The organism is Paenibacillus sp. VTT E-133291, assembly GCF_002264395.1.
Taxonomy (GTDB): domain Bacteria; phylum Bacillota; class Bacilli; order Paenibacillales; family Paenibacillaceae; genus Paenibacillus_AQ; species Paenibacillus_AQ nitricinens.
In genome coordinates, this window is the sequence record NZ_NFVA01000028.1 from 15,574 (window position 1) to 33,073 (window position 17,500).

Consider the following 17,500-nt stretch of genomic DNA (forward strand, 5'->3'; position numbering starts at 1 on the left):
GATCAGCGATTCTGCTTGCGGTATTGCAGAGGTGAGCATTTCGCGATTTGCTTAAACACCCGCCCAAAGTGGGCTATGCTGTCAAATCCTGTATTCTCAGCAATGGTAGTGACTTTAGTGTTAGTGCTCTGCAAGAGTCGCTGAGCTTCCTTGATCCGAATGTAGTTTAGATATTCCACAATGGTGAAGCCAGTGGTCTGTTTGAATAAACGGCAAAGATAGGTACTGCTGATGAAAAAAGTTTCGGATAGCTGCTCTAATGTAAGCTTTTCAACATAATGTGCCTGTAAATAATCGATAATTTCGTAGACTTTAAGCTGCTTCTCACTGCTCTCAGGAGCGATGGGCTCGCGGCTTATTTCTTGTACTCTGTTCATTTCAATAAATAACTGGATGAGCAGTGTCTGAAGATAGGGGACTTGCTGTGATTGATGTTCTTCTTGTTCTTTTAGCATGGAGAAGAGGATAGTTTCGATGGCTCCTTGTTCATGTACTCCGGGACGCAGAAGTAAGCTTTGTGTAGTTAAAAAAGAAGGAATACTTAGGTCGTAGTTTGCCAACGTTTTTTGCAGAAAGACCTCCTCAAAGTTAATCAATATTCGTTCATGGCGCGCTGAGCCCTTAGAAGTGGTGCGATGGAGTTCATTTTTTTTAATAAATATTAAATCACCTTTGCGTAAGGTATAAATCAGATTATTGATATAATAGCTGCGCTCACCTGCGAGTAAATAATAAATCTCATATGTTTCGTGATAATGGTCGGAATCCATGCTGAATGGACCGGCTCTTTTGATTTGCTCAATGAAAAATGGAGGTTCAAGCACCTGTTCCATTCTATATCCCCCTTTCAGATAATGAAGCTAATATATGCAAAGTTTTCGTTATTTCTACTAATAATCGCTTAGATTTGGATGTATTTTATACTATAAACTATAAGAAGAAACGGCATCTAAATCAATAGCGATGGAGTGATCCTTGTGTCGAAGAAGAAATATGTATTCGTTGGTACTGGTGGCCGAGCGGAGTTCTTCTATGGTGAGATAACTACGAATTATCGTGAAACTTCAGAAATTGTAGGCTTTTGCGATGTGAATGGGACAAGAATGGATTATGCGAATCGATTACTGAAAGGGAAATATCATTATCATGCGGTTCCTACTTATAAAGCTCATGAGTTTGATCGTATGGTTGAAGAGACCAAGCCGGATGTGGTTATCGTTACGAGTATTGACCGCACACATCATCGTTACATTATCCGGGCGATGGAGCTTGGCTGTGATGTAATTTCAGAGAAACCGATGACGGTGGATGAAGAGAAATGCCAGGAAATTCTTGAAGCGGTTGAGCGGACGGGGAAAAAACTGCGTGTTACGTTCAATTACCGCTACGCCCCGCATAATACCAAAATCCGTGAATTGATCATGGATGGGGCGATTGGAGAAGTGTTATCCGTCAATTTTGAGTGGCTGCTAAATACGCAGCATGGGGCGGATTACTTCCGCAGATGGCATCGGGATAAACGGAACAGCGGAGGGTTGTTAGTTCATAAATCAACACATCATTTCGATTTGATGAATTTCTGGTTGGGCTCCCGTCCGGATACGATCTATGCCATGGGAGATTTAAGGTTCTATGGCAGAGAGAATGCGGAGAAGCGCGGGGTGACGGAGTTTTATCAGCGTGCCCATGGGAGTAGTGCAGCGGAAAATGATCCCTTTGCGCTTCATCTAAAAGACAACGAGCAGCTTAAGCAGATGTATCTGGATGCCGAGCATGAAGATGGGTACCTGCGAGATCAAAGTGTATTCGGTGATAATATCAGCATTGAGGATACGATGGCAGTCATGGTCAAATACAAAAACAAGACGATTATGAACTATTCACTTAATGCTTATTTGCCTTGGGAGGGCTTCATTGTAGTATTTAACGGGACGAAGGGGCGGATGGAAGTTAAGGTTGTTGAACAGTCCTATGTAAACGCCGGGGGGAAGAAAGAAGATGAAGGGGCACTAAAGGACAAGCAGATCACTGTATTCCCTCATTTTGCGCCGCCTTATGAAGTGGAAATTGAAGAAGGCGTTGGGGGACATGGGGGTGGAGATCCGGTCATGCTTCGTGATATTTTTGAACGACCTGTGGAGGATCGGTTTAATCGTGCAGCTTCCCATGTGGATGGGGCGTTGTCTATTATGACCGGGATTGCGGCTAATCGTTCGATCGCTACTGGACTGCCGGTGAAGGTGGATCAGTTAATCAAATGGTAGAAGGAAAAAGCTCAAAACCAAAATTAGTAGTAGCCTGTTTGTGAACAAACCGCTGTGGAGTGGAGGGTTCTTACGATCGCTGTTAAAGCCCAATTTCTGGATAGTAGAAAGATTAGTAGTTGAAATTGGTCTTTAAAGGCGAACACTGGCGTTTCTCCAGAATCCCTCCACCCCTCCGCTCTGTCTTCACGTCAATTTACTACTATTTTTAGATTGAGCTAAAAAAGTAAAAATAAAAGGCTGCCTCCAAAGTCATTGTAGATGACTAAGAGACAGCCTTATTTATTTTGGCTATAGAAATTATTGTTTGACGACGTTGAAGCCGTCTTTTTGCAATTGAGTCACAATGCCATCATCACCCAGCATGTGTAGTGCACCAACAATGACAAGATAAGTCGCTTTTTTATCACTATTCAAATATTCTTTTACATGCTTCACCATGTTGGCATTCCGATCCGAAACGAGACCTTTATAGTATTCTGGCTCCTTAGCGACCGCTTGTGTCATAGCTACGAGTGATTGTTCATCCCCCTGCATCCACATTTGGGATAATGCATCCAACGAAGCCGTTGCTGCAGCATTGTCCGTTTGCTTGAGGCTATCGAGTGTATCGAGGAGAAGCTTTTCTTGCAATCCATCTGAGAATTGATTAAACATATTCAGCTGCAATTGCATATTTTCCAATTCAATGATAGGTTTATTCAGTTTGCCTGCCTTCTGTGTGAAATATAGGTCGATCCCCGTATCCGGTGTATAATCTGTTGTTTGCATTTGTAGGCTTGAGATCCCTTGAGTAACGACCCATGGCTTATAGGAATCGAATGCATTTCCTGCAAGACCATTCGCTTTCAGAACCGCAACAACTTTGTTATAGGTATCAGCAGATACGTGATCCTTGAGTTTGGTCCCATCTGTATAAGAACCTTTCTCCGCAAGGAACTTTTGCATCTCCGTTTGATCAACCTTTGTTAAGTCAACTTCAACCCCGAGATATTGAGATGCTTCAAAAGCAGCTTCAATTTCCGGGCGTAGCGGGTACATTTTGTCGTTAGCTACATGGATAGAGCCAAGTAGATAGACGGTATTACCGTTGTTCTCCACTTTCCATAAGAATCCGTTGCTACCAGCAGCCTCGTTATTAGCTACAAAGGTGATGGTGCGCTGCGCCGCACTCCATTCTACCTTATAGCCGATCGTTTCACCGATAAAGCGGACAGGAACATAGGTGACATTGTTGATGGTTTTAGGAGCCACCTCTAGTTTTTTCTTCTCCCCGTTTACCGTTGCTGTGGTGCTGCCGATAGTCAGTGAAAGGGCCAGTCCATTTTTGGTCCCCGTTACGGTTTGGGTCTTTTTATTCCAATTCATATTTACATTTAGCTTCTCTAGGAGTGGACGCATAGGAACCAAGGTCGTTCCTTTTTCAACAATTGGGTTAGAATTGCCTAACTTTACTTCTGTTCCATCAATCCACACACCGACAGGCTTTTCAGCCGCATGGGCAGTGGTAAAGACAGACATAACCATGAAAATGGATAAAAATAATGCACCTAGCTTTTTCATTAATAGGACACTCCGTTTCTAAAAAGAATGAAAGTTGTAAGTCACTTTTTGATTTTAACGTATTTTTCCATAAATAGTTATACGTTTTGTTACTATATTGATTTGATGCCTAGGATTGGAAAGCGAACCTGTATCACTTTACTTCGTACAAAAGTCAAAATAATGCACATCAAAGCAAAAATCGCCCCTATTAGATCCTGTTCACTCTCCTTATCATGAAACATAAGAAACGAAGAGCCCGAAGGGAGCAAGGAGCTTATGTGGAGCAGTGCGATTGAAGATGCAATAGAGAAGGTACGTAAGAACATTGACCGATTTGGGGGCAGATTCCCTCATGTCAGCATCAATGGAACTTACCAGCTTAATAACAACGATGATTGGACCAATGGATTCTGGAGCGGCATGTTGTGGTTGTGCTATGAATATACGCAGGATGACAGCTTTCGTATTGCGGCATCTCATACCGTAGAGGATTTCCGGCGCCGTTTCTCGGCAAAGACGGTGCTTGATCATCACGACATCGGTTTTTTGTATTCATTATCCTCCAAGGCCCAGTGGATGATTGATAAAGACGAATCCGCACGTCAGTTGACACTGCAAGCGGCAGATTTACTACTGAAGCGCTGGCGGACAGGCGGCGGTTATATTCAGGCTTGGGGACCTGTGGGAGATGCCAAGGAAGGTGGACGCATCATTATTGATTGTCTGTTGAATCTACCTCTTTTGTACTGGGCGGAACAACAAACTGGTGATTCACTATACCGTCAGGTGGCGGTCATGCAGGCGGATAAAACGAAACGTTATCTGGTGCGGGGAGATGACAGCTCCTACCATACGTTTTTCTTCGACCAGAAGACTGGAGAGCCGATTGGCGGCGCTACACACCAGGGTTATACTAACGGATCAACTTGGACGCGAGGGCAGGCCTGGGGCGTCTACGGTTTTGCATTATCTTATCGCTATACTAAGGATCCGTTGTATTTGGAAACGTCCAAGCGGATGGCTCGTTATTTTTTAGAACATTTACCAGAGGATCATGTCGCTTACTGGGACTTTAATGCTCCAGTGTCTGCGGATACGTACAGGGATAGCTCGGCCTCTGCAATTGTTGCGGCTGGACTGCAGGAACTGCTGGAGCTAATGGAGGAGGAAGATCCCGAACGGGCTTATTTTCAACAAGGATTAATACAGTCGATGACTTCACTTGTGCAGAACTATTCCACGATCGGTGAAGACGCGGAGGGGCTGCTGAAGCACGGCTCTTACCATGTACGCGGTGGTCTGTCTCCGGATGATTTCATGATCTGGGGAGATTATTTCTACCTCGAAGCGTTGCTGCGGCTGCAAAAAGGCACCAGGGGGTACTGGTATGAACGCTGATGGCCGATCAACCTCTCCCTATGCTGTCTTTACGCTACTCGACCTTGAGTTACCTGCTTTAGCGCCCGTGAAGGATGCGCTCAGCCAAGCACGGCAGGAAGATGCGCTAACTGAATTGCATCGTTATTTGACTAGTCGGAGCATGCCGGGCTGGCGGGCAGAGGACAGTCGGAAACAGCAGCATATCGATTATATACAGCGATATTGCGCAGAAGAGCTGGAAGTCGTAATGAAGACGGCGGATGAAGTTATGGAGCAGACGTTTCTTTTTCGGTTTCCCTGGGATATGGAACGCAGCCGCATTCCGGTCACTTTTGAGGAAGAAATTGACTGGCGTTATATTCCCGATAAGGATGTAGAATGGGCTTATATGCTGAATCGCCACCGCTACTGGGTGGCATTAGGACAAGCGTATGCGATAACAGGTAATGAGGAGTATGCGAGAACATTTTGTTGTCAGCTTGAAGATTGGATGGACCGTAATCCTGTTCCAGACATGCCTACGAATGATACGTTGACTTGGCGCACCATTGAAGCGGGTCTTCGCTGTGCGAACTGGATCAAAGCGCTGTCCTATATACAGGATAGCCCGCTGCTTACACCGACGCTTCTGGCGAAAGTGATGATATCCCTTCATGAACACAGCGAATATTTGTCTTTATCGTTTACGGGCTGGAAGAATATCAGCAATTGGGGAGTTCTGGAGACTTGTGGCTTATTCCAAACCGCGCTCTACTTCCCTGAGTTCACAAGGGCTAAGATTTGGCGACGGCTCGGTGAGGAGAGATTGGGGGAAACGGCTAGAATCCAGGTCATGGCAGACGGTATCCATTGGGAGCAATCGCCCACCTATCATCATGAGGTTCTGGTATGTTTTCTCGACTGCATCCGCTTGGCTCGCATGAATGGACTGGAGCTACAGGCTGAACTTCAGCAAAAAGTTCATCAAATGGCCGCCGCTTCCTTGTATTGGGCCAAACCGAATCATCGGCAGCCGATGCTCGGGGATAGCGATGATAGCGATGTCCGTTCGATTTTGACTTATGCAGGTTGGTTGTTTCAAGATTCTGTGCTCCGCTTTGGCGGATACGATCATATGGATTATGACAATGCCTGGTTGTTCGGAACGAGTGGAGTTGAAGGCTACGAGCAGCTGATTGCGGAGGAACCGCCTTACTTGTCGCGCTCTTTCGCACATTCCGGTCATTATGTGATGCGAACGGGTTGGGACGAGCAGGACTTGTATCTATATTTCCACTGCGGGCCGCTTGGGGGTGGACATGGTCACGCGGATTTGCTACATTTCGATCTGCATGCCTTTGGGCGGGATATGCTTACCGATCTGGGCAGATACAACTATAGTGATCACACACCACTCAGAAAAGCGTTAAAAGAAAGCGCTGCCCATAATACGACTACTGTTGACGGAATTGGATTCACTGAAATCACGGATACATGGTCCTTCTCCCAAATTGCGAAGCCGACAGGCAGCAAATGGATCAGCAATCCGGATTTTGATTATGTTGAAGGCAGCCATGATGGCTACCTTCATTTGGATGATCCGGTACACCTGCTAAGGAGGATCATATTCATCAAGCCTTATTACTGGCTTCTGGTCGACAGCTTTAGCTGCCGTCAGGAGCATACGTTTTCCCAGCATTTTCATTTTGCACCCGGAGCGGTTCAGATGGAAAACGAGACATTCATTTGCCGTACAACAAAAGATAGGGAAGCCAATCTTAGCATCATTCCCGTTAATGTTAAAGGACTTCAGGGCAAGATTGATGACGGGGTAATCTCCCGCGAATACAATCTGCTGGAACCCAATCAGCATGCCGTTTATTCCCGAACGGGAAAAGGAACGGTATCGATGATGCAGATGCTGTACCCGCAGCCTTCCGGTGAGCCATTCTGTCCACAGGTTGAACAGGTGCCGATTTACCGCCATACGGGTGAACCTGTGGATGCTGTACAGGCAGAGGCATGCCGCATCAGCTTCCCTGAAAGGAATGAGGAGCATATTATCGTGATCAGCCATAAGCTTCCATCCAGTCACTTGGATTCCTATGTAGTAGAAGATATACAAATTTTCGGTGAAGTAGTGCTTATTGTTTTCGCAAACGGTCGAAAGAAAGTCACGGTAATCAGATAATGCATGTATACTGGATAACGGGCTGATAGAATAAAAGAAAAGAGCATGAGAGAGGCGCGGAGAAAACATGTTCAAATTCACTTACTATAGACGTATCCAGGCATCATTTCTTTTGCTGATTTTTATCCCGCTGATTGCAGTATCGATCATCTCCTTTGTGCTTATTCGGGATACGATGGTAGAAAAGCTACAGCTCAGCAACGATAACTTCCTGAACGTTATGATTGACGAACTAAACAAGACCATTGATGATGTGACATTTGCATCGCATTTTATTGTAAACGATACCAATTTTCGCGCCAATCTGAAGGTCTTTGCAGATACCGGGCGACTGAACACCTATCAGGATTACGTACATTTTACGCAAATTCAGGATGTGTTTTCGCTCATCAACTCTAAGCCGCTAAATAATAACATTCGTATGTATTTGGTTAACCGGAAACACTTTGTGATCTCCTCTGGGACTGAGAATTTATCCGTGATTAATGCCAACATGGACAAGCTGATGGGACGTGTCAATATTCACGAACCGGAGACCTTGCAATGGCTTGGGATGGCCGACAGCGGTTCCGGTAAAAGCAGCAGCTACTATATTGCCAGAGTAATCTATGATAGCCGGGAGAAACAGCAGGTGTCCGTGCTTCTCATCTCGATTCCTGATGCCTATTTCAATAAATTGCTCGGACCGGTTGAGTTTGGCAAGCTGGCGTTGTTTGATTCCAGAGGAGGTCTGATCGCAGGGAACTCAGAGCTAGCCCCAGAAGGCAAGGCAGATAGAGGGAGCGTGCGTACGGCCAGAGCCATCGACAAATCCAATTGGGAGCTGGTCTATGAAGCTTCAGAGAAAGAATGGTCGGGCCAGATTTCGCGAACTTTTTATAGTGGTATTGGTTTAGTGCTTCTCTTGTTTATTGTCTTTTCCGCCACTTCCATGCTGATTGCCAAAAGATTGCATAGTCCGATCATGAAGCTGCAGCGCGTTGTGCGCCAGTTCGGAATGGGGAATCTTGATGTCAGGCTGGAGGTCAAGGGCAAGGATGAAATCGCTGAGCTGGGGCAGACATTGAATACTATGCTGGATCAACTGCAAGGATTGATTCACGACATCGAGCTGGAGCAAGAACAGAAGCGAGTGATGGAACTTGAGGCCCTGTTTATGCAGATTCGTCCCCACTTTTTGATCAACACGTTGAATTCGATCAAATGTAGCCTTATTTTGGCTAAAGATAAGCTGCACAGCGGGATCATTGATTCGCTAATGAGTCTTCTCCGTGCCTATTTGAAGGTCAATGAACCGGCTACCTTACGGGAAGAATGCAGACTGCTTGGCCATTATATCGACATCATGAAGATCCGCAACGAAATCCCTCTTGAACTGGAGGTCGATCTGGAAGCGGATACAGAGAAGCTCATCGTTCCTAAACTTATTCTGCAGCCTCTCGTAGAGAATGCGATCGTTCACGGTCTAGTTGACCACCCGGCACCGCGTATTGTCGTACGTGCCCGAACGATTACTGATGGGATTATGATTGAAGTCGAAGACAATGGCTGCGGAGCAGGGGCAGAAATTCTGGCAGGACTGAACCGCAGATTGCTCTACAAGGACGATGAACAGGATGGAGCTTATCAAAGGGTCGGTTTAATTAACGTGGTCCAAAGACTGAGGCTGACCTATGGTCAGGATACCCGCTTGTCGCTTCATAATTTGCCGCAAGGTGGGGTGTCCGTTTCTCTGTATTTGCCGCAAGGCAATCATCAGGTTAATCTGCCCGAGAGAGAGGGATATTGATGTATAAAGTGATGCTCATAGATGATGATGTTCCTATGCTCAAAGTGCTTCAGCAGATGATTGACTGGGAAGCACATAGCTTGCAGATTGTCGGCAGCACCTATTCCAGTGCCAAGGCGTTATTAATGTTTGAGGAAGTGCAGCCCGACATCGTGATCACGGATATAGGCTTGCCGCAAAAGAACGGGATTGAACTGGCCGATTACTTTACCCGGATGAAGCCGGAGGTCAGAATTATTTTCCTGACCTGTCATGAGGATTTCCATTATGCTCAGCAAGCGGTAAAGCTGAAGGTGGATGACTATTTAATCAAGGACCAGCTTACAGACGAGCAACTGGAGAAAAGCCTTGCCAAGTCTGTACGCTTGCTTAAATCGAAGATCGGGTTAATCAAGCATGGGGAGACGGGTTACAACAGCCAGCTATTCCGGCAGAATCTGCTGCAAAGGGTGATTGGCGGCGCTCCGCCCGAAACCACGTTAGCCTATGCGACGCAAATCGGCATATCCTGGACGTACCCGTGGTTCATGCTGGGCACGGTCAGTATTCACTTTTCCAGTTTCGAGAAGAGGTACAAGCAGAGCGAGTATCCACTTATTTTATATGCCATTTACAATATAGCCTTAGAGCTGTCCGAAGCGTGTGAGGGGATTACGCCTTTTTTGGAGCAGAAGAATATTGTGATTCTGTATAATTACCGTGTGAATCTGGCGCAGAATGCCAGTCTTTATTTTCATGATTATTTACAGCGATTGTGTTCTGAGTGCTCCCATCTCCTTAAGATTCAACCGGGCATCATTGCAGTCACTGAGAAAATAGAGCTACAGGCGATCGGACAGATTCATCGGCAAATTGTCCAGGACAAGTGCGAGTTTTATGCGAGTTCGGATTACACAGTTCTGGATACTCTGCAAATCGCTACTCCTCGCTTCCAGCCTGCTCCTCAAGGATTTCTGGATAGTTATATCCCGCAGATGGAACGGGCAGTGATTAAAAATGATCTTGAAGCCATCCGTGGCACTCTTCAGGAAATCGCTAGGACTGCAAAAGTTATGGCTATCCATCCGGGAGATTTCGTCCGGGATTTATCCTTTATGCTCCGCGGTATCGAGCTGATGTTCACTAGCCTAACATTCGATGAGGATCTGTTCGTCTATCTCGTGCAAACCCGCACACTGGAGGATACGATGGAACTGGTGGAAAGAAAGCTTGTGCAGATTACAGGCAACAAACAGCAGGTGGCGGGAACTCCTCCGCAGGAGCCCAAGCTGCAGCTTATCCAGCAATTTATCGATCAGCATCTTGGCGATAACATCACTTCAATCGATATGGCACGTTATCTCTTTCTGGACCCGAGCTATTTCTCGCGTTATTTCAAACGCATGACAGGTTTGACCTTTACGGACTATGTACATCAGCACAAGATGAAGGTTGCGACCAAAATGCTGAAAATCTCCAGCCAGAACCTGGAATCGCTGGCCGTTGGTCTGGGATATTCGGACAGAACCTATTTTTCAAAAGTGTTTAAAAAATATGTGGGAACAACGCCGAGCGAATATAAATCCAAACACTCGGTACGCTGAGAAGATTAATGCCTATCGTTCTGAACAGAGCCGCCGCCCCTCCCGGGCGGTCTTTTTATTGTCAGCGGACAAAGGTCAAAATCTTGCACATCTCGGGTCATAATCACTCCTTCATGCGGAAGGCAGATATATTACTATAATGACAAATCAAATTGTCGAGGTGATACAACGTGGAGGCTGCAAAACAACCTGTGCCAAAAATTCTGCAGGAGAAGCGGAAGTTCTGGACTCCGCAGCGGAAAGAGGCTTTGACCGGGTGGCTGTTTCTAGCTCCGGAAATTGTCGGAATGCTTTTTCTTAATGTATTTGCACTTGGATTCTCACTTTATTTAAGCTTCTCGAAATGGGATCTATTGTCGGGGGTTCAAGGGATCGAGTTTATCGGATTGGATAACTATATCAAAATGTTCCATGATCCGAGCATCATTCAAGCTTTGAAGAACAATGCTATTTATATGATTATGACCGTGCCGATACCGATTGCGATTGCTTTGGTGCTGGCGGCATTGATTCAAAATAGTGTATTTCTTAAAAATTATTTCAAAGTTGCCTTCTTTATCCCTTATATTTCTTCGATTATTGCAATTGCCGCTGTATGGAGCGCATTGTTCCATCCATCCCTTGGACCGATTAATCAGTTCTTGATGGAGCTTGGAATTTCCAGCCCTCCAAAATGGCTGGTGGATCCAAAGACCTCGCTGTTATCGATTGCCATTATCAGTTCTTGGGCGAGTCTGGGTTACACCATTATTATCTATATGGCCGGCTTGACGAATATTTCCGATGAAATCTACGAGGCTGCAGAAATAGACGGAGCCAGCGCACTGAAAAAATTCTTTGCTATCACGGTTCCGATGCTGCGTCCAACCACGTTCTTCTTACTTATAACCATGCTGATCGGCTCGTTTAAGGTGTTCGACATCATCGCCTTTTTGACCGAAGGCGGCCCGAACAATTCTTCTACCGTGCTTGTGTTCAGGATCTATGAGGAAGGGTTCAAATACTACAACATGGGCTATGCTTCTGCAATTTCCTGGCTGCTATTCGCCGTCATAGGCTTGATCACCGCAGCTACTTGGAAAATGAGAAATGAAGAATAAAGGGGGGAGATTAACATGCAACTGATTAGAAAAAATATGTCCAGAGTGATCACTACCTGCATCATGGGGGCTTTGTCCATTGTATTTCTTATTCCTCTGATCTGGATGATTTCCGCAGCCTTTAAATATGAGAAAGATGTTATGCGCTTCCCGATCCAATGGATTCCCGAGAAGATCAATGTAGCGTATAATTTCAAGATGGTTTGGATGGGACGAGTACCTTTTTCTCATTTCTATTTAAATTCCTTTAAAGTTGCGATTATTACAACCTTAATTACACTTATCATATCATCTATGTCGGCGTACGCCTTGACCAAAATCAAGTTTAAAGGACGAAATATGGTATTTCTGGCGCTGCTGTCGTTCATGATTATACCTGACCAGGCCACACTGATTCCGCGCTTTCTGCTGATTCGCTGGTTCGGTCTTTATGATACTCATGCTGCAATCATATTAATGAGTATGTTCTCCATCTACTTCACGTTCCTGCTGCGGCAATTTATGATTGGTGTCAGCGACGAATATATTGAAGCGGCGCGAATTGACGGTGCAGGCCATTTACGGATATTCTGGTCTATCATTATTCCGCTCTGCAAGCCGGTGCTCGCTACGGTGGCGATCATCAAATTTATCTGGACCTGGAATGATTACCAGAATCCGCTGATCTTCTTACTAAATAAGAATTTGTACACTATCCCACTCGGTATGACACTGTTCCGGGACGATTATTCGAACAACTATGCGATTATGATGACGGCAGCGGTGTCTGCGATCATCCCTCTGGTCATTGTGTTCATTGCCTTACAGAAGCAAGTCATTAACGGGATTTCCTTAGGTGGTGTAAAGGGCTGATCAAGCAGCTGCACCAAAAGATGGGGAAAAGTCAAAAATGTAATCCTACAACAGCAAAATTGTGCACTTGGCCTGTATAGCAGGTGCCTATAATAAGAAATGAACAAGGCACTATACTTAAAATTCAGTGCGGGGGGAAATAAAATGAAAACAAAGAGCAAAAAAGGATTATCCGTTGTATTAGGCTCCATGCTAGCGGTTTCCTTAACGCTAAGCGCTTGTGGTAATTCCGGCAATACGGCCGAGAATGGCAGTGCTGACGCAAGTGCAAATGCAGGGAATGCTAAGGCGGACAAGCAGGTCGCCATCAAGTATTACAACTGGGACAATGAAGCGCAGTCGGCAGGAACCGATGGTATGCTGAAGGAATTTATGGATCAGAACCCGGACATCAAGGTAGAGCATGTGACACTCGTTCCTGGGGATTCCGTAGAAATGCTGAAGAAACTTGACTTCCTGATTTCTTCCGGCGAAGCGATTGACGTTGTGCAGGTACCAAGCCTTGGCGGTGTGCTTGAACGGGCGACTCGGGGAGCGCTTGCCCCGCTGAATGAATTCTATGAGAAGGATAACCTCGTTCCTGAGGATGAATATTATGTAAACGCTAAGGTCGATAGCAAATATTATGGGATGCAATACACTAAGAGCAGCAACTATGTGATGCTGAACAAGGACGCGCTGGATGAAGCGGGGTTGCCTGTCCCTACTTTTGGCTGGACATGGGATGACTACCGCGACTATGCTAAAAAATTGACTAAAGGCGAAGGTGTGGACAAACGTTACGGCACATACTTTCACACTTGGGAGCTATACATGAATGCTCCAGCCCAAACGATGATGAAAGATCCGTTCGTATATGATGATGGAACAACCATTTTCGCGGATCCAACCTATAAATATTTCTTCCAGCTACGTAAAGACATGGAGTCGGTTGATAAGTCTGCAAAATCTTATGCGGATGCTCTTGCTGCAAAGCTCAACTACCGGACTGAATTCTTCAATGAAGAAGCTGCTATGATTCTGGCAGGGAACTGGACGATTGCTGACCCAGGTAATACAGAGCAGTACCCACATGGATTTAAGACAGCTTTTGCTCCGGTTCCGGTACCTCCGGCAGGATCGGAACCGAAAGAATATGAAGGCAAATACTTCACCAGCGGCAACATGCTGGCGATGGGTGCAACTTCGAAGAACAAAGAAGCTTCCTTTAAACTGATGAGATTCATGTCAACGGCTGTTAGTGATAACAGACTGGAATTCTCCGGCTATAAAAAAGCTGACAATGAGGCTCTACTGACTAAATTAGTTGCTGGAAAAGAAGATATGTATGATATGGATTCACTCAAATATACACTCTTCGATAGCGGAATTCAGTTCCTCGACGGTGCGCAGGTGATGACGACGGCGACTTCCGAGTTGACCAAAGTTATCGATGACGGGTTCAGCAGATTTATGCTCGGCAATGAATCAGTGGATAAAGTGCAGCAATGGATGGTTGATGAAGCAACGAAAATCATCAATGAAAAAGGCGTCATCAAATAAATAGGCAATAAGCGAGGTATCCCAAGTTGGGGACGGGCTTTGGAAGGTCATCAACCGGCTTTCCAAAGCCTTATTTATACATTGGGCTACACAAATATATGGGAGAGTATAAAAATGATGGAAAGTATTTCTTCAAAGAACAAGTCCGAAGAGCAAGCAGCGTTGCCTTCCAGAGAGCAGATGGCTTGGCAAGACCTGGAGCTGGGGATGTTCTGCCATTTTGGTATCAATACATTTTGCGATCAGGAGTGGGGAGAAGGCGGCGATTCACCTGCCGTTTTTAATCCGCTTGAGCTGGATGCCCGCCAATGGGTTAGTACAGCCAAAGAAGCTGGATTCCGTTATTTTATACTGACGGCTAAGCATCATGACGGCTTCTGCCTGTGGCCGACTGCGACAAGCACCTATTCTGTGGCTTCCAGTCCATGGAAAAAAGGACGCGGCGATATCGTTAAGGAGTGCGCAGAAGCTTGCCGGGAACTTGGGGTCGGCTTTGGCATTTATTTGTCTCCATGGGACAGACATGAGCCATGTTATGCGGATCCGCAAGCGTACGATGATTTCTATGCCCTGCAATTGCAGGAATTACTTACGGGATATGGTCCGCTTACGGAGATTTGGTTCGACGGTGCAGGATCTGAGGGACGCAATTATGATTGGCGGCGGATTATGGAGCTGATTAAGCTCCATCAGCCAAGCGCTATGGTGTTTAATATGGGAGCACCAACGATTCGCTGGGTTGGCAATGAGGAGGGGGTTGCTCCTTATCCATGCTGGAACACTGCGAATACCGCAAGGGGGAGCATGTTCAGTGAAGCTTCGCTAAACTGGCTGCCCGGAACACCGAAGTGGGTGCCTGCGGAATGCGATGTGCCTATCCGTAAAGACCGTTGGTTCTGGCATCCTGAGGAAGAGCATTTGCTGCTGTCCCTAGAACAGCTAATGGACATTTATTATCGTTCGGTTGGGCATGGGGCGACTTTGCTGCTCAATGTGGCGCCTGACAACCGCGGGCTGTTTCCGGAGGCTGATGTGCAGCGTCTGCTGGAATTCGGTAAGGAGATTAAGCATAGATTCGGCGAGGCTCTGGCGGTAACGACAGGCACTGGAGAGCTTATTGAGCTGGAACTGCCTGCGGCTGCTGTGATTGACCATGCCGAGATGATGGAGGACATTGCTTACGGAGAGCGGGTGGAAAGCTATGTACTGGAAGCGTACAGCAATGGGGAGTGGCTGGAGTTAAAGCGCGGTAGCGCGATTGGCCATAAGAAAATTGACGCTTTCCCTCCAGTATATGCAGAAAAAATACGGCTGCGGGTGATGGAAGCTTCCGCAAGTGCCGAGATCAGACGGCTTGCCGTTTATCACTGTGGAGAAACGATAGAATAGATGTTGAAAAAGGAGGTTGTAGAGTATGAGCCTACTCACTTGGAACGATGGACACTATTTGCTGGACGGACAGCCTTACCGGATCGTATCGGGAGCCATTCATTATTTTCGGGTTGTGCCTGAATACTGGAAAGACCGGCTGCTGAAATTGAAAGCCTGCGGATTCAATACCGTGGAGACCTACATCGCCTGGAATATGCATGAACCTAAAGAAGGGGAGTTCGTATTTGATGGCATGGCCGATGTGGTCTCTTTTATTGAACTGGCCGGAGAGCTTGGGCTCCATGTAATTGTCAGACCAAGTCCATTCATCTGTGCGGAATGGGAGTTCGGAGGTCTGCCGGCCTGGCTGCTGGCTTACAGTGAACTTCAGCTTCGCTGTTGTGATCCTCTTTATTTAAGCAAAGTGGACAGGTATTACGATGAGCTGATTCCTCGGCTGGTTCCTCTGCTCTCCACACATGGCGGGCCGATTCTGGCCGTCCAGGTAGAGAATGAATATGGCAGCTATGGCAATGACAGTAGTTACCTGAGATATATGCGTAATGGACTCCTCAGCAGAGGGGTCGATGTGTTGCTCTTTACCTCCGACGGACCAACCGATGAAATGTTGCTCGGCGGAACACTGGAAGATGTGCATGCTACAGTCAATTTTGGCTCCTGTGCAGAGGAATCCTTCCGCAAATACCGGGAATACCGATCTGAAGAGCCGCTGATGGTGATGGAATATTGGAATGGCTGGTTCGATCATTGGATGGAGGATCATCATGTGCGCGATGCTGAAGATGTAGCTGGCGTTCTGGATGATATCCTGACGCACGGCTCCTCACTCAATATGTACATGTTCCACGGAGGGACCAATTTTGGCTTCTTTAATGGGGCGAATCATATCGTCGCCTACGAGCCGACGACTACAAGCTATGATTATGATGCCCCGCTCACGGAATGGGGAGATATGACAGCGAAATTTGAAGCTGTTCGGTCGGTACTGGGCAAACATGGATTTGCACCGACTTGTTCGCTCCCTGAGCCGATTCCGAAGATTTCCTACGGGAAAGTTGCCTTGATGGAAAGAGCGGAACTGTTCACCACTTCCAATCTGGCAAAGTTATCCGAGCCGGTGAATAGTGTGTATGTGCAGCCGATGGAAAAGCTAGGACAATCTTATGGTTTTATATTGTACAGCACTTATGTGCAGGGACCACGGTCCAGGCAGAAGCTTTACATCGAGGGCGTGCGTGATCGGGCGCAGGTCTTCCTGGATGGACAGGTACTTGGGGTAATTGAACGCTGGAATCCGCAGCCACTTGAACTTTCCATTCCTGCCGGGGGAGCGCAGCTGGATATTCTCGTCGAGAATATGGGGCGGATCAATTATGGGCCGCTCATTCGTGATCCTAAAGGGATCTTAGATGGGGTTAGAATCGATAACCAGCTGCAATATAACTGGACGATCCGTACACTGCCACTGGAATCTGGATCGCTAGATTTACTTGTGTATAAGGAACATCCGGTGGAGCAGCAGGAAGCTACGACACCTTCGGATCTACCTGGATTTTACCGGGGCAGCTTCGAGGCGGAGGAAATAGGGGATACCTTTCTAAGATTCGATGGATGGAACAAAGGGGTTGCCTGGATTAACGGGTTTAATCTGGGGCGCTACTGGAACGCAGGACCGCAAAGGGCGCTATATATCCCCGGTCCATTGCTGCGCAAAGGTCGTAATGAACTGGTTCTTTTTGAACTGCACGGCTGTGCGGAGACATGCGAAGTTGAGCTTGTGAATTGCCCTGATCTGGGAAAAACTTCGGCCGTCGACGATGCCGTGCTGAATTTTGTACAGGAAGATAATGTGTAGATATTTTTAGCTTTAAACAATTCAAAGA

12 protein-coding genes are annotated in these 17,500 nt (G+C 46.5%); 10 read left to right on the top strand and 2 right to left on the bottom strand.

The features are described 5' to 3' along the window. Positions 1-2: 2 nt before the first annotated feature. A complete protein-coding gene (locus CA598_RS13500) occupies positions 3-833 on the bottom strand; it encodes a helix-turn-helix transcriptional regulator (RefSeq protein WP_094876848.1) in 831 nt (276 codons plus the stop codon). Between the two features lie 144 nt (positions 834-977). Here CA598_RS13500 and CA598_RS13505 point away from each other — a divergent pair, with 144 nt between their 5' ends. Beyond that, positions 978-2,264 (top strand): Gfo/Idh/MocA family protein, encoded by a 1,287-nt coding sequence (locus CA598_RS13505; RefSeq protein WP_094876849.1) that lies wholly within the window; start codon positions 978-980, stop codon positions 2,262-2,264. Positions 2,265-2,564: 300 nt separating this feature from the next. On the opposite strand, the gene CA598_RS13510 is transcribed toward CA598_RS13505, so the two are convergent. Then, on the bottom strand, positions 2,565-3,827 hold the full coding sequence (locus CA598_RS13510; RefSeq protein WP_094871595.1) for a TraB/GumN family protein: 1,263 nt from the start codon (positions 3,825-3,827) through the stop codon (positions 2,565-2,567). A gap of 258 nt (positions 3,828-4,085) precedes the next feature. Here CA598_RS13510 and CA598_RS13515 point away from each other — a divergent pair, with 258 nt between their 5' ends. From CA598_RS13515 to CA598_RS13555, 9 genes are all read left to right on the top strand, one after another. After that, positions 4,086-5,207 (top strand): glycoside hydrolase family 88 protein, encoded by a 1,122-nt coding sequence (locus CA598_RS13515; protein ID WP_094876850.1) that lies wholly within the window; start codon positions 4,086-4,088, stop codon positions 5,205-5,207. After that, complete coding sequence (locus tag CA598_RS13520) at positions 5,197-7,359, top strand: alginate lyase family protein (RefSeq protein WP_094876851.1); 2,163 nt, start codon at positions 5,197-5,199, stop codon at positions 7,357-7,359. The genes CA598_RS13515 and CA598_RS13520 overlap by 11 nt, the downstream gene beginning before the upstream one ends. A 67-nt stretch (positions 7,360-7,426) precedes the next feature. Next, positions 7,427-9,148, top strand: coding sequence for a sensor histidine kinase (locus CA598_RS13525; protein WP_094871600.1), 1,722 nt, complete (start codon positions 7,427-7,429; stop codon positions 9,146-9,148). Next, positions 9,148-10,731 carry a response regulator transcription factor gene (locus tag CA598_RS13530; RefSeq protein WP_094876852.1) on the top strand — a complete coding sequence of 528 codons (1,584 nt, stop codon included), beginning with the start codon at positions 9,148-9,150 and terminating at the stop codon, positions 10,729-10,731. The genes CA598_RS13525 and CA598_RS13530 overlap by 1 nt, the downstream gene beginning before the upstream one ends. 170 nt (positions 10,732-10,901) lie before the next feature. Then, positions 10,902-11,831: a carbohydrate ABC transporter permease gene (locus CA598_RS13535; protein WP_042125419.1), complete on the top strand. Its 930-nt coding sequence runs from the start codon at positions 10,902-10,904 to the stop codon at positions 11,829-11,831. Positions 11,832-11,846: 15 nt separating this feature from the next. Beyond that, positions 11,847-12,683 carry a carbohydrate ABC transporter permease gene (locus tag CA598_RS13540; protein WP_042186014.1) on the top strand — a complete coding sequence of 279 codons (837 nt, stop codon included), beginning with the start codon at positions 11,847-11,849 and terminating at the stop codon, positions 12,681-12,683. Between the two features lie 144 nt (positions 12,684-12,827). Continuing rightward, entirely contained in the window at positions 12,828-14,225 is a 1,398-nt protein-coding gene (locus CA598_RS13545) for an ABC transporter substrate-binding protein (protein ID WP_094876853.1), read from the top strand. Between the two features lie 114 nt (positions 14,226-14,339). Then, positions 14,340-15,614 carry an alpha-L-fucosidase gene (locus tag CA598_RS13550; RefSeq protein ID WP_256990498.1) on the top strand — a complete coding sequence of 425 codons (1,275 nt, stop codon included), beginning with the start codon at positions 14,340-14,342 and terminating at the stop codon, positions 15,612-15,614. A gap of 25 nt (positions 15,615-15,639) precedes the next feature. Further along, the gene (locus tag CA598_RS13555; RefSeq protein ID WP_094876854.1) at positions 15,640-17,472 is read left to right on the top strand and encodes a glycoside hydrolase family 35 protein; all 1,833 of its coding nucleotides are present in this window, start codon (positions 15,640-15,642) and stop codon (positions 17,470-17,472) included. The last annotated feature ends 28 nt before the right edge of the window (positions 17,473-17,500 follow it).